Below are 14,367 nucleotides of genomic sequence, written 5' to 3'. Positions count from 1 at the left end.
GCACCGTCACCGACGCCGTGTTCTCCATGCTCAACGTCGGCAGCCAGGTGGCCGTCTGCTGGCAGTGGGCCACCCAGGTGGGCCGGGACTTCATGGGCCCGCGCCTGCTTCCGTACATCATGTTCCCGCGCACCCACGTACGAGGGATCTTCTCGCTGGAATGGTTCACCGAACAGAACTGGCGGGCGCTCCACGACGAACTCGGTGGCCTGGTGCGACGGGGCGAGGTGCGCTGCGGGAGTCGGCGGGGCAGGACACGAAACCTCCTGGCTTGCACGGGAACGACGGTCTGCGGGAAGTGGACGGGAAGGGGTTCCGGGCCCGGGTCAGAGCTCGACGAGCACCTTGCCCCGGCTGGCCCCGGTGTCCTGGTAGAGGCTGCGGTAGGCGTCCGGGATGTTGTCGAAGCCGCGGTGGAGGGTGTGCCCGCAGCGCACCTCGCCCCGTCGCACCAGGCCACCGAGTTCGTCGTGGAGCGCCCGCCAGTTCTGTTCGGTGAACCATTCCAGCGAGAAGATCCCTCGTACGTGGGTGCGCGGGAACATGATGTACGGAAGCAGGCGCGGGCCCATGAAGTCCCGGCCCACCTGGGTGGCCCACTGCCAGCAGACGGCCACCTGGCTGCCGACGTTGAGCATGGAGAACACGGCGTCGGTGACGGTGCCGCCCAGGTTGTCGAAGTACTTGTCGACCCCGTCCGGCGCCGCCCACAGGAGTGCGTCGCACACCGCGTCGTGGCTGTCCCCGTGGCGGTAGACGACGACCGCGTCGAACCCCAGCTCCTCCAGGTAGTCCGCCTTCTCCGTCGTCGAGGTGGTGCCGACCACCCTGGCGCCGGCCAGTTTGGCCAGTTGGCCGACCAGTGAACCGACGGAGCCGGAGGCGCCGCTGACCACGACGGTGTCCCCGGGGCGGATCGACATGAACTTGGTGAGGGTGCCCCAGGCCGTCATTCCGGGGCCGCCCATGACGCTCAGCGCGGTGGGCAGCGGCAGCGCGTCGTCGAACCAGTCGGGGTCCAGGCGGCGGTAGGCCGGGAAGACCATGGGGAACGTCCCGGTCTGCCAGGGCGTGGCGGCGCCGTTGCTGACGAGATGGGTGCGCCAGCCGCCGAAGCCCTGCACCAGGTCACCGGGCCGGTGGGCGGCCAGCGGCCCCGCCTCCAGCACCTCCATGATCGAGTCGGCCCCCATGTGCGCCCCGAGCGGGGTGTCCAGCGCGATGCCCTGGAGGTAGGGGTCGACCGATACGTAGCGGGTTTTCAACAGCATTTCGTCGGGGGCGAGTTCGGTGTCGATCTCCTCCTCCACCTGCCCGTAGACCCGTCCGATGTCGGGGACGCCCTCGATGTGCTCGCGCACCACCCATTTCCTGGCCCTCATCCCGTTGCCTTCCTTTCCGCGAGGACCGGACGGCCCTCGGTGGCGGACCGTGCGACCTGCCGGGGGCCCACCGGAACGACCAGGTGGGTGGGGGGCGGCCCGCTCTCGTCGACGGACGCGGTGAACGTCCGGCCGTCGTCCCGGCAGATGAACTGCATGACGTGCCGGCCGGCCGCCGCCGCGCGGATCAGGCCGCCCGTGGTCGCCCATACGCCGGACTGGTAGAAGTTCCGCAGTCCCGGCAGGCCGGGACCGTGTTTCTTGATGAGTTTCTCCAGCGTCTCCCCGCTCTCCACGAAGGGCTGCCAGCCGAGCACCGTGCCGTCGTAGTTGCCCGTGTAGCGGACCTGGGTGAGCGGGCTGGACACGTCGCGCACGGCGATCGCGTCCGTGATGCCGGGGTGCTGCCGTTCCAGGAACGCGACGAGTGCCTCGCGGGCGCGGCGCTTGGCCGCGTAGTAGCCGCGGCCGTGGCGCACCGGCAGGGTGTGCAGTTCCTGTCCGCCGCGGCTCCGGGTCACCTGTTCCGGCCCCTCGTCCAGGGCGCGCCAGGGGGCGATGTCACAGAAGTAGGTGACGTAGGCGATGCTCGTTCCGCCCGGGGAGAGTTCCGGGTAGTGCCTGCTGCGGAACTGGACGTTGACGCTGGGGTGCCTGATGCCGGTCAGTTCGGCGGCTTCCGCCTCGTCGAGCAGGTAGGTGGTGCAGGGGTCGGCGTCGGGGAAGTCGCGGCGCAGGCCGAGGAAGAGGGTGAAGTAGCCGGGGAACACCATGCCGGGCTGTTTGATGGTCCGGGTGTAGAGGTGGCGGTACGCCTCGTTGAGGTAGCGCCCCTTGAGCAGGTCCATCATCGTGGTGCGTCCGTCGCAGGCCGAGACGACGATGTCGGCGCGCAGTTCGCGCCCGTCGCTGAGCCGTACCCCCACGGCCCGGTCGTCCTCGACGAGCACCTCCTCGACCTTGGCGTTGTACGTCACTTCGCCGCCGAGTCCGAGGTAGCGCCGCTCGATCGACCGGGCCAGTCCGAGCGATCCGCCCTCGGGGACGCCGGCGGAGAGGTTGGCGTGCGAGGCGAGCTGGAAGTGGAACGGCAGTACGGGGAAGGCCGGGTGCTTCTCGTACAGGATGAAGTTGAACGCCTCGCGCAGCAGGGGGTCCTTGAACCTGGCCGAATAGTCGGTCATCAGGGTGCTGATGGTCTTGCGCACGACGTTGAAGTACGGGATGAACGAGGCCAGCATGCGCCAGCGTTCCAGCGGCGGCATCAGTCCGACGGGTTTGAGGAACGGGTAGACGGCGAGGCATCTGCGGAAGGCGCGCAGCTGTTTGCAGAAGTCGCGGACGAGGCCGGCGTCGGCGGGCGAGATCTCCGTGAGGTGGGCCTGGAGCCGGTCGGGGTCGGAGTAGAAGTACACGGACCGGCCGCACCGGCCGCGCACGACGTTGAACACGTCGAAGTGCCGCACCTCCTTGCCCTGCAGCGCGCCGAGCTCCAGCCAGATCTGGTGCATCTCGTTGCCGGGGCCGCTGCCCAGCAGCCAGCTGACGCAGGGGTCCAGGGTGAAGTCGCCGCGGTCCCAGGCCGTGCAGCAGCCGCCGGGCAGTTCGTGCATCTCCAGGACGTGGGTCCGGTAGCCGTTCATCCGGGCGTAGCAGCCGGTGGACAGGCCGCCGAGCCCCGCGCCGATGATGATCATCGACTCGCGTTCGGATCGCGGCATGGGTGTGTTCTCCTCGGTGGTCATGTGCGAAGGTCCCCCGCGCGGCTCATGTGTGGATGTCCCCGCGTGCGGACCATTTGTCGAGCTGGGGCAGCCGGCCCAGCTTTCCGGGGTGCCAGGGATCGGTCCCCGGGCTCTCGGACGCCGTGAATCCGCGCCCCAGCTCGTCGCAGAGGTACTGGACGACGAAGCGGCCGGTGGAGGCGGCCCGGATCAGGCCGCCCATGCCGACCCACTGGCCCGCCATGGAGAATCCGCGCAGGCCGGGCAGGCGCATGCGGTCCTTGCCGACCAGCTTGGCCGCGATGTCGTCGGCATCGGAGAACGCCTTCCAGGCCAGGATGGAGCCGTCGTGGTTGCCGGTGTAGCGCCGGGTCGTCGCCGGGGTGGCGATGTCGACCAGTTCGATGCGCTCGCCGGTGCCCGGCATCCGGCGTTCCAGGAACTCCCGCACGAATTCGGCGACTTGGCGCTTCTTGGCCCGGTAGTCCTTGCGGTCGGCGGCGCGCAGGTCCTTCCAGTACTCGAAGTCGCTGAAGTAGGTGCAGTGGACGACCGATCTTCCGGGCGGGGCGAATCCGTCCGAGTAGTCGGAGCGCAGCTGGACCACCACGCTGCCCTGCAGGGCACCGGGCAGTCGCGCGGCGTCCTCGGGCCGGAGCAGGTAGGTGGTGCTGTGGGCGCGGTCGGGGCCCAGGTCGCCCTTGATGCCGACGAAGGCCGAGACCACGGCGGGGAACAGGGTGCCGGGGCGGTGCAGCAGCTCGTTGTACAGCTTGTCGATCCGCGGCCCGGTGTAGCGGCCCTGGAGCAGGCCGTGGATCGTGGTGTGGCCGTCGCAGGCCGAGACGACGTGGTCGGCGTAGTACTTTCTGCCGTTGCGCAGTTCGATCCCGACGGCGCGCCCGTCCTCGACCAGGATCCGTTCGACCCGTGCCCGGTAGCTGATCTCCCCGCCGAGCCCGGTGTAGCGTTCTTCGATCGACCGGGCCAGGCCGAGTGAACCCCCTTGCGGGAAACCGGCGTTGTCGTGGTGGGCGCCGGCCATGTTGAACAGGTACGGCAGGAGGGGAAAGCCCTCGGGGTCCTGGAAGAAGATGTTGCGGAACGCCCGGCGCAGCAGCGGGTCCTGGAAGCGGTCGGCGAATTCGTGCATCGGCGTCGCGGCCGTGCGCCAGAACAGGCGGAAGGCGGGAAGGACGGTGCGCAGCATCGACGCCCGCTCGCGCACGGTGCGCAGTGCGGGGGCGGTCAGGAACGGGTACAGCTCGATGTCGAGGAACCGGCGCAGGTCGCGGCAGAACGAGCGGATCGGCCGGGCGTCGGCGGGCGAGAGTTCGAGCAGGTGCCGTTCCAGGCGGTCCGGGTCGTTGTAGAAGACCACCTCCCGCCCGGTCTCGTCGACGACCCGGTTGAACATCTCGAAGTTGGTGATGCTCTTGCCGTCGAGCGCCCCCAGTTCACGCCACACCTGGTTGGCCTCGTTGCCGGCGGCGGTGCCGATCAGCCATTCGATGCAGTAGTCGAAGATGTACCCGTCGCGCGACCAGGCCGTGCAGCAGCCGCCGGGCAGCACGTGTTTCTCGAAGATGCGGGACCGCATCCCGTTCATCTGCGCGTAGCACCCGGTGGACATCCCGGCGACGCCCGCGCCGATCACGATGACGCGGGGGCTGCCGTCCTTCCCCCCTTCCCGGGTGCTCCACGGGTCGGCCGTCTCAACGGACATCGCTCGCGCCCTCCCGGATGATGCCGCGCACCAGCTCGGCGTTGCGGGTCACGTGCTTGGGGTCGAGCATGTCCGCGTGGATGCCCGAACCGCGCAGCACGGCCGTCGCCGTGGTCGAGCTGCCGTGCCAGGTGCCGCGCGCGCCGGCGGCGTAGAGTTCCGTCTTCTCCTCGTCCGTGACGACGCTGACGGTCGCGGCCACCTCGCCGAGGTTCGGTGTGCGGCCGCAGAAGGCCAGGTATTCCGCGGCGTGGTCGAGGGTCTCGCGGGCAACGGCGTCCGACCCGGTGTGTTTGCGCAGGTGGTCGGCGAGTTCGGCCTCGAAGAGCTCGATGTGTTCGTGACCGGGCTCGTAGGGTTCGAGGATGCGGTACGAGTCCAGCACGATCACGTGGGCGACCTCGCGTCCGCGGCCCTCGAGTTCCTTGGCCACCTCGAAGGCGAGGTTCCCGCCGAGCGAGTAGCCGAGCAGCACGCACTTGCCCTCGGGCCGGTGGGACTCGACGAGGTCGGCGTAGCGGACCACCTTGTCCGCGCCGGGGACGTAGTTGAAGGCGATGAGCCGGTACTCGGGGAGCCGGTGGGCGAACTCCCGGTAGACCAGGCCGTGGCCGCCCGCGGGTGGGAAGCAGAACACGGCGGATTCCCGGTCGCTGTTGAAGCTCAGGCAGGGCAGGTCGTCGAAGTCCCCTCCGGTGGCGAGGCGTTCCACGGTCGCGGCCATGCCGTGCAGGGTGGTGACCCGGTACAGCAGGCTGACGGGGATGCCGACGCCGAATTCCTTGCGCAGCCGGTGGATGAGCTCGATCAGTTTGATCGAGCTGCCCCCGACCTCGAAGAACTCGTGTGCCAGGCCGACCCGTTCCAGGCCGAGCATTTCCTTCCAGTGCCGGGCCATGCTCACTTCGAACGGTGTGCGGAGCGTCTCCTCGGGTTCGTCGTCGGCGTCGGGCCGGGGTTCGGGCAGGGCGGCGAGGTCGACCTTTCCGTTGGCGGTCAGCGGCAGCCGCGGCAGGGCGGTGAAGTGCGCGGGAACCATGTGGGCGGGCAGCAGGTCGGCGAGGTGCCGGCGCAGCGCGCGCCGGTCCAGTTCCGTGCCCGGTGCCGGTACGCAGTAGGCGCAGAGCATTTCCTCGCCCCGGGCGTCGGGGCGCACCGTGACGACCGCGCCGGCCAGTGCGGGCCATTGGGCGAGGTGTGCCTCGATCTCGCCGATCTCGATCCGGTGGCCGCGGAGCTTCACCTGGCCGTCGATGCGTCCGAGCAGGTGGATCCGGCCCTCGGCGTCCCAGCGGGCCGCGTCGCCGCTGCGGTAGAGGCGTTCGGGGCCTGCGCCGGGTTCGCGGCTCAGGGTGCGGGTGACGAAGCGGTCGGCGGTCAGTTCCGGGTCGCCGGCGTAGCCGAGGGCGACGCCGTCGCCGCCGATCCACAGTTCGCCGGGCACTCCGGGCGGTACGGGTTCGCCGTGGCGGTCGAGCACGTGCAGCGTGCTGTTGCCCAGGGGCCGCCCGACGGGCACCGTCCGTCCGGGTTCCAGGCCGTCGAGGGGGCCTTCGAAGAAGGCGCTGTCGATGGTGGCCTCGGTGACCCCGTAGGAGTTGAGCAGCCGGGTGTCCGGTCCGCACAGTGCGCGCAGCCGCCGGTACTCCCCCGCCTTCCACACGTCGGAGCCGACGATCAGCAGGCGCATGAAGTCCAGCCGTCGTCCCTCGCGTTCGCAGTGGTCCATGAGGCCGCGCACGACGGCGGGCACGAACTCGGCGCAGTCGACGCGTTCCTCGCGCATGGTGGTGTACAGGCGCTCGGTGTCGAAGAGCAGGTCCCGGTCGACCAGGACCAGGCTGCCGCCCGAGCACAGCGCGCGCACCACGTCACCGGTGAAGACGTCGAAGGACGGGGCGGCCATCTGGAGGTGCACCCGCGCGTCGTGGTCCAGCCGGTACTCCTGGTGCCAGGCCCAGTAGGCCGAGGCGAGGCTCCGGTGGCTCACCTGCACGGCCTTGGGGAGGCCGGTCGAGCCGGAGGTGTTGATGATGTACGCGGGCGTGTCGAGGCTCGCCTCGTCGTCGGCGGGCCGCGTGGTTCTCGGCCCGTCCTCCCCGAGGGGCGCCTCGTGCAGTTCCCGCAGTGTCAGGGTCCGGGCCGGGAGCCCCGCCATCCGGTTCCGGCAGGTGTCGTCCTCGACGACGACGAGGGCGACGTCCGCACTGCGTACCGTGTGGGCCACGCGGTCGGCCGGGTGGTCGGGCGGGACCGGGAGGTACGCGGCACCGGTCTTGAGCACCGCGAGCAGGGCGACGACGAGGTCCGGCGACTTCTCCAGGCAGAGCGCCACCACGGAGCCGCTGCCCGCGCCGAGTCCCCTCAGCCGGCGGGCCAGCTCCCCGGACCTGCGGTCCAGTTCCGCGTACCGCATCCGGTGGGGCGCACCGTGGCGGGTCGGGACGGTGAGGGCGACGGCGTCCGGGCGGCGGGCGGCGACCTCGCCGAACAGCCGGTGCACCGGGCGCGGGCGGTCCGTCCCCGGCTGTCGTGCCGCGGCGTTCCGGGCGCCGCTCCATTCGCCGACCAGCAGCTCGCGCTCCCGGGATTCGAGCATCTCCAGCCGGCTGGTGGGACGGTCGGCGGGTGCCGTGGTCATGCTGTCGAGCAGGGTGGTGTAGTGCGCCGCCATCCGCCGCATGGTCTCGGGCAGGAACAGGTCGGTGTTGTACTTCAGCACGCAGTGGAAGCGGTGTTCCGCCTCGTCCTCGTAGACGGAGAGCGTGACGTCGAACTGCCCTTCCTCTTCGGGGAGTTCGATGTACTGGAGCCGGTAGCCGTACTTCTCGGTGGCGACCTTGTGGGTGAGCAGGATGAACATCGCCTGGAAGACCGCGGAGCGGCTCGGGTCGTGCTGGAGTCCGAGCTCGTCCACCAGCAGGACGAACGGGTACTCCTGGTTGTCCAGTCCGCCCAGCACGGTGGTCCGCACCTGTTGCAGCAGTTGGGCGGTCGTCGGGTCGCCGGACAGGTCCGCGTGCAGCGGGAGCGGGTTGACGAAGTAGCCGTAGACGGAGGCGAAGTCCTGCTCGGTCCGGCCGGTCACCGGGCTGCCCACGATGACCTGGTCCTGGCCCGAGTAGCGTTGCAGCAGCAGGTAGTAGGCGCTCAGCAGCACCATGAACGGGGTCACGTCGTGCTCGCGGGCCAGGTCGTGCACCCGGGCGCTGAGACCGGTGTCCAGGACGAAGAACTCCGACGCCCCGTTGTGCGTCTGCACGGCGGGCCGGGGTTTGTCGACGGGCAGTTCCAGGGTCGGTACCTGGGCCGGCAGGTGGGAGCGCCAGTAGTCGAGCATGCGCGGTGCCGCGGGCCCGGCCAGGAAGCGGTTCTGGGCGTTGAGGAAGTCGAGGTAGCGCGCGGTGACGGGCGGCAGCGAGGGTGCCTGCCCCTGGCGCAGCCCTTCGTACACCGCGAGGAGTTCCTCGATGAAGGTGAACGTCGAGATCGCGTCGGAGACGATGTGGTGGACCGCTTTCATGATCACCCAGCGGTCGTGGCCGCGCTTGAAGAGGCGGAAGCGGAACAGCCGGTCGTGCTCCAGGTCGTAGGGCCTGCGGTATTCGGCCACGATCGTGCTGTGGATGTCCTCCCACTCCTGGTCCTGCACGTCGAACAGCGCGACGTCCGGTTCGGTGTCCGACGAGACCTGTTGCAGCGGGACGCCGTCCACCGTGAGGAAGTTGGTCCGCAGCGCGGGGTGGCGGATGACCATGCAGCGGACGGCCTCGAACATCAGGTCGGGGTCGAGCTCGACCCGGACCTCGACGGCGCCGCCGATGTTGTACGCGTAGCCGTCGGGGTTGAGCTGCCGGAGGAACCACAGGGCCTTCTGGTTCTGCGTCAGCGGGTGGCGCCGCTCGTCCTCGAACACCTCCACCTCGCCCGCGCCGTCCCCGCCCGCCTCGTGGGCCACCGCCTCGGCGAGGCCGTCGTGGAGCTGCTGGATCAGTTCGCCGACGGGGGTGCCGCTGAGCAGTGCCACCACGGGCGGGGCGACGCCGAGTTCGGAACTGAGCCGGGCGCGCAGCTCCATCGCCAGGAGGGAGTCGAGCCCCAGTGCGTTGAGCCCCGCCTGCGGGTCGATCCGTTCCGGGCCGGTCCGCAGCACCGAGGCGGTCAGAGCGGTGAACCGTCCGGCCACCAGGGCCAGGCGCTCCGCCCCGTCCGCCGCGCGGAAGAGGTCGAGGATGCCCTCGCCCGCCCCGTCGGCCTTCCCGGCCGGGGCCGTCCGCGCCAGCTCGGCCACCAGCGCGGGCGGCGTCGCGTACCAGGCCAGGAACACCGGCCAGTCCACGACCGTCGCGACGAGCAGCTGGGGCCGGTCCTGGCCGATGACGCGTTCCAGGACCGCCATGCCGACGTCGGGGGCGAGCGAGCTCATTCCCCGGCTGTGGAGGTAGTGCCCGACCAGTCCCAGTTCCTCGATCATGCCGGTGGCCCACGGCCCCCAGTCCAGGCTCAGTCCCGGCAGGCCGAGCGCCCGGCGGTGCTGGGCCAGCGCGTCCAGGAACGCGTTCCCCGCGGCGTAGTTGGTCTGGCCGGCCGTGGTCAGCAGCGAGGCGATCGAGGAGAACAGGACGAAGTGGTCCAGCGGTTCGTCGCGCAGATGGCGGTGCAGCAGGTACGCGCCGACGGCCTTGGGGTCATGGGCGTCGGCGAAGGTCTGCCGGTCCATGTCCGGAACGAGGGTGTCGCGGACCTGGCCCGCGAGATGGAACACCCCGCGGACCGGCAGCGGGTCGGTGCTGCGGTGGGTCTCCAGCCAGGAGGTGAACGCGGTTTCGTCGGTGATGTCGAGCGGGGCCAGGACGACCCGTGCCCCGAGTGCCTCCAGTTCCCTGACGAAGGCCGCGGCACGGCCCGGGGCGCCGGTGGGGTCCAGGTCGCGCCAGGCGGAGCGCTCCGGCAGCGCGGTGCGTCCGATCAGGATCAGGCTGCGCGCCCCGCGTCGCACGAGCGTCCGGCAGAGCAGCCGGCCGAGCGCTCCGAAGGCGCCGGTGACGAGGTAGTTGGCATCGGTGCGCAACCGCAGCGGGAGGGGGTGGGTGAGCCCTTCGGCCTGCCGGATCCTGCTGGTGAGGCGGTTCGCGCCGCGCAGCGCGATCTCCTCCTCGTCGTCGCTCAGTAGTTCCCGCAGCAGGGCCCGGGCCTCGGCGCGGTGTCCGTCCTCGCCCCGCGCGCCGGGGTCCAGGTCGATCAGCTTGCCGGGGTGGGAGGTCAGTTCCTGGTGCCTGAGCACCCGGCCGACGCCCCAGGCGGGCGCTCCCAGGGGTTCGGCCGTCTCACCGGGTTCCACGGGCTGCGCGCCTCGGGTCACGATGTGCAGCCGGCCCGTCGCACCGCGGCGGAGCAGCGTCCGGGCGAGTGCGATCAGTGAGTACGCCCCGGTCCCGCTGTGCCGTACGAGGTCCTGCGGGGTGGTGTCGTCGAGGTGCGGCAGGTCGAGGTTCCACAGGTGGACGACGGTGCCCACGGGCGTTGCGCCCTCCTCGCCGTCGTCCAGGTCGGTGAAGAGCCGCTCCAGGTCGGCGGCGGAGTCCGGGGCGACGGTGAACTCCCTTCCGTCGTCGCCCTTCCGGTACGCGTCTCCCGGACGGACCAGGCGGCAGCGTTCGCCGCGCTCGGCGAGCAGGGCGCTCAGGGCGTCGCCGACGCCCCCGTCGTCGGCGAACACGAGCCAGTCGCCGTCGGTGGACACCTCTTCGGACCCGGCCGGGTCCGCGTTCCCGTCCGACGCGAAGGGCCTGTCGATCCAGACGGTTTCGGCGAGCCAGGAGTCGATCGTGCCGAGGCCGACCGCGGTGGACGCCTTCTCCACGTCGGCGGCGCGGAAGCCGCGGATGGTGCCGAGGGGTTCGCCGTCGTCCGTGTGGACGGTCATGTCACCGACGAGTTCGTCCGCGTCCTCGCGGGTCACCGTCGCGTGCACCCAGATCGGCCGGTCCCCCACCGGGGCCAGGCACATCTCGTCGATCGACAGCGGCAGGCGGATGCCGGCGGGCGGCCCGCCCGCCGTCTCCCCCGCCCCGTCGTCGGCGAGCCGTGTCGCCAGCAGCGACTGGAAGCAGGCGTCGAGCAGCACGGGGTGGATGTGGTGTCCGGCCGCGTCGTCGCCGATCGCCGCCGGCGGGCGGAGCCGGGCGAGCACTTCGCCGGAGCCGATCCACACCTCCTCGATGGCCCGGAACGCGGGGCCGTAGTGGTAGCCCAGGGCGGCCAGTGCCGTGTAGCAGTCCTCGCCGGTCAGCCTGCGCAGGGCCCGTGCCCGCAGGGCCTCGGTGTCGGCCGGGGGTCCGGCGGGGCGCGGTTGTCCGGAGCGCACGACACCGCCGGCGTGCACCGCCCGGTCGTTCTCGTCCTGCCCGGCCGACGCGATCGTGAACGCCGCGTTCTGCGACGAGAGGGTCAGGCGCACGTCCCGGTCCTCGCCCTCGGGCAGGAACAGGGCCTTGCGGAACTCGATGTCCGTCAGCACGGCGTGGGTGCCGCCGGTCAGGGAGCGGACGGCCTGGGTGGCCATTTCCAGGTACCCGGCCGCCGGGAAGACCACCATGGACTGGATGCGGTGGTCGTCGAGGTAGGGCAGTCGCTCGGTGTCCAGGGTCGCGTGCCAGGTGGGTTCGGTGTCCGTCGTGCGGCGGCCCAGCAGGGGGTGGTCCGCCCGGCCGAGGCGGACCTGGGCGACCGGTGCGGGCTCCGTCCAGTAGCGGTCGCGCCGCCACGGGTACCGGGGCAGGGTCACCGGCCTTCCCGCCGGGTGGAGGGTGTCCCAGGCGATGGGGACGCCGAGGTTGTGGAGTTCGGCCAGAGATGTGGCGAACCGTTCCGGTTCGTTCTCCTGGCGGCGGATCGACGGCAGGGTCCGGACGGTCGCCCCCCGGTTCTCCAGGCACTCCCGGATGGAGTGGGCGAGCACCGGGTGCGGGCCGATCTCCAGGAACAGTCCGTATCCGTCGTCGGCGAGCCGGTCGACGGCGGCGCGGAAGCGGACCCGGTCGCGGACGTTCTTCCACCAGTAGTCCGCGTCCAGTTCGGTGCCGTGCGCCGTGCCCTCCTGTCCGGTCAGGTAGACCGGTACCGTCGCCGCCCGGGGGGTGATGCCGTCCAGCGAGGCCAGCAGCTCGTCCTTGATCGATTCCATGCCCGCACTGTGGTACGGCACCTGCACCGTCAGGAACTTGGCGAAAACCTGCTCCGCTTCCAGCTCCCCGGCCAGTTCGGCCAGTGCGTCCCGGTCCCCGGCCAGGGTGACCGCCGACGGGCTGTTGACCGCCGCCACGGACACCCGGTCCCCGTACGCGGCCACCCGGCGCTGGGCCTCCGCCTCGGGCAGGCTGACGGCGAGCATGGTGCCCGTTCCCGTCAGTTTCTGCTGGAGCCGGCTGCGGTGCAGCACGATCCTGACCGCGTCCTCCAGGGTGTAGACCCCCGCCTCGTAGAAGGCGGCGGCCTCACCGGTGCTGTGGCCGACCACGGCGTCGGGCCGCACACCGTAGTGGCGCCACATGGCCGCAAGTCCCACCTGTACGGCGAAGTTGGCGGGCTGCGCGAGCCAGGTCTCGCCCATGCGCGACCCGGACTCGTCGGCGTTCATCTCCTCGATCAGGGACCAGCCCGCGATCGAGCGGATGATCCGGTCGCAGCGGGCGACCGTGTCCCGGAACACCTCGTCGCCCTCGAGCAGCTGGCGCCCCATCCCCCACCACTGCGGTCCCATTCCGGTGAAGACCCAGACCAAGCCGTGTTGTTCGGCGTCGAGCCGTCTGCCGTGGGTGATGCCGGGGCCTGGTTCCCCGTCGAGGAACGCGGCGAGCCTCTCGTCCAGTTCGGCCCGCGAGGAGTACACGACGGAGAGCCTCGACTCCAGGTGCTGGCGGCGCCGGGCCAGGGTGTGGCCGAGGTCGGACAGCGACACCTCGGTGCCGTTCTCCCCCGCCAGTTCACGGCGGATCCCGGCCGCCACATCCGGCAGCGCCTCCGGGGTGCGAGCGGTCAGCGGAAGGATGTTCCAGGCCCGCGCGTCGGGTTCGCCCGCCCGTGCGTCCCGTACGGGCGCCTCCTCCAGCACGACGTGCGCGTTGGTGCCGCCGAAGCCGAACGAGTTCACCCCGGCCCGTGCGGGGCCCTCGTGCTCGGGCCACCGGGTCGGCTCGACCGGGATGCGGTACGGGGACGTGGCCTGGTCGATGGCGGGGTTGACCCGGTCCAGGTTGATGTGGGGCGGGATGAGGCGGTGCTTGAGGCAGAGCACGGTCTTGATCAGCCCGGCGATGCCCGCCGCCGATTCGGTGTGCCCGATGTTCGCCTTGACGGAGCCCACGTAGCAGGCGGCGTCCGGCCTGCGGCCCTCGGCCAGTGCCCGGCTCAGGGCGTTCGCCTCGATGGGGTCGCCGACGGGGGTGGAGGTGCCGTGCGCCTCCACGTACTGGAGGTCGCCGGGCGTGATGCCGGCCTCGCCGCAGACGCGCCGGATGAGGGAGACCTGGGCGTCCGCGTTGGGCACGGTGATGCCGTTGGTCCGGCCGTCCTGGTTGACCCCCGCGCCGAGGATCACCGCGTGGATGGGGTCGCCGTCGCGCAGGGCGTCGTCCAGGCGCTTGAGGGCGACGATTCCGACGCCCTCGGCCCGTACGTAGCCGTTGGCCGCGGCGTCGAACGCGCGCGAGCGGCCGTCGGGGGACAGGAATCCGCCCTTCGTCTCGGCGATGGTGTATTGCGGCGCCATGTGCAGCAGCACCCCGCCGGCCAGTGCGAGGTCGGTCTCCCGCTTGTTGAGGCTCTGGCAGGCGAGGTGCACCGCCACCAGGGAGGAGCTGCACGCGGTGTCGATCGACAGACTGGGGCCGCGGAAGTCGAAGCAGTACGAGAGACGGTTCGAGACCATCGTCATCATGGTGCCGGTGGCGGTGTGCGAGGCCAGCGAGGAGAAGCCCAGGTCGGAGAACTGGAGAATCTTGTAGTCCAGGGTGAACGCCCCGACGAACACAGCGGTGTTGCTGCCGGCGAGCTCCGCCGGCCGCTGGCCGCCGTCCTCCAGCGCCTCCCAGGCGACCTCCAGCAGTTTGCGCTGCTGGGGGTCCATGTGGTCCGCCTCGCGCGGACTGATGCCGAAGAAGGCGGGGTCGAACTCGTCGAAACCGTCGATGTATCCGCCCCGGCCGCCGATCAGCCGTCCGGGTTTTTCCTTGTGCCGGCTGCCGAGCGTTCCGACGTCGTAACGGTTCGGCGGTGTCGCTGTGATGCAGTCCTTGCCCTCCATGAGATTCTGCCAGTACGTGCGGGGGTCCGACGCACCGCCGGGCAGGCGGCAACCCATGCCGATGATCGCCACTTTGTCGCTCACAGAGGCACTGTTCACGTCGGGCAAGGTCGTACTCCTCAAGTCATGGCGCCGCGGCACGGCACGGATACGGGAAGAAGGGATACGAGAAACGGTGCGGATTTCCGGGCATTGCGGATGCGCGGCCGTGCGGTCTCATGGAGCCGTGCG

At 70.8% G+C, this 14,367-nt stretch carries 4 protein-coding genes and 1 pseudogene; 1 reads left to right on the top strand and 4 read right to left on the bottom strand.

The features are described 5' to 3' along the window. Positions 1-236, top strand: a pseudogene (locus EAO76_RS47000) (NADP-dependent oxidoreductase); the annotation flags it as partial. Positions 237-326: 90 nt separating this feature from the next. On the opposite strand, the gene EAO76_RS39975 reads toward EAO76_RS47000, so the two are convergent. Genes EAO76_RS39975 through EAO76_RS39960 form a run of 4 tightly spaced genes read right to left on the bottom strand, consistent with a single transcriptional unit; the run spans position 327 to position 14,244 of the window. Continuing rightward, entirely contained in the window at positions 327-1,382 is a 1,056-nt protein-coding gene (locus tag EAO76_RS39975) for an NADP-dependent oxidoreductase (RefSeq protein ID WP_148841159.1), read from the bottom strand. Beyond that, positions 1,379-3,103 carry a phytoene desaturase family protein gene (locus tag EAO76_RS39970; protein WP_376299663.1) on the bottom strand — a complete coding sequence of 575 codons (1,725 nt, stop codon included), beginning with the start codon at positions 3,101-3,103 and terminating at the stop codon, positions 1,379-1,381. Before EAO76_RS39970 ends, EAO76_RS39975 begins: the two co-directional genes overlap by 4 nt. Positions 3,104-3,149: 46 nt before the next feature. Beyond that, positions 3,150-4,832 carry an NAD(P)/FAD-dependent oxidoreductase gene (locus EAO76_RS39965; protein WP_148841157.1) on the bottom strand — a complete coding sequence of 561 codons (1,683 nt, stop codon included), beginning with the start codon at positions 4,830-4,832 and terminating at the stop codon, positions 3,150-3,152. Then, positions 4,822-14,244 (bottom strand): non-ribosomal peptide synthetase/type I polyketide synthase, encoded by a 9,423-nt coding sequence (locus tag EAO76_RS39960; protein WP_148841156.1) that lies wholly within the window; start codon positions 14,242-14,244, stop codon positions 4,822-4,824. Before EAO76_RS39960 ends, EAO76_RS39965 begins: the two co-directional genes overlap by 11 nt. Positions 14,245-14,367: the final 123 nt, after the last annotated feature.

This window comes from Streptomyces sp. sk2.1 (assembly GCF_008120935.1).
Lineage (GTDB): Bacteria > Actinomycetota > Actinomycetes > Streptomycetales > Streptomycetaceae > Streptomyces.
Note: the sequence above shows the minus strand (reverse complement) of the source record. Positions and strands in the feature narration are given on the sequence as shown.

Excerpts from the sequence above, each read along its gene's own strand:
- EAO76_RS39970 (WP_376299663.1), bottom strand. The coding sequence starts at position 3,103 with ATGCCGCGATCCGAACGCGAGTCGATGATCATCATCGGCGCGGGGCTC.
- EAO76_RS39975 (WP_148841159.1), bottom strand. The coding sequence starts at position 1,382 with ATGAGGGCCAGGAAATGGGTGGTGCGCGAGCACATCGAGGGCGTCCCC.
- EAO76_RS39965 (WP_148841157.1), bottom strand. The coding sequence starts at position 4,832 with ATGTCCGTTGAGACGGCCGACCCGTGGAGCACCCGGGAAGGGGGGAAG.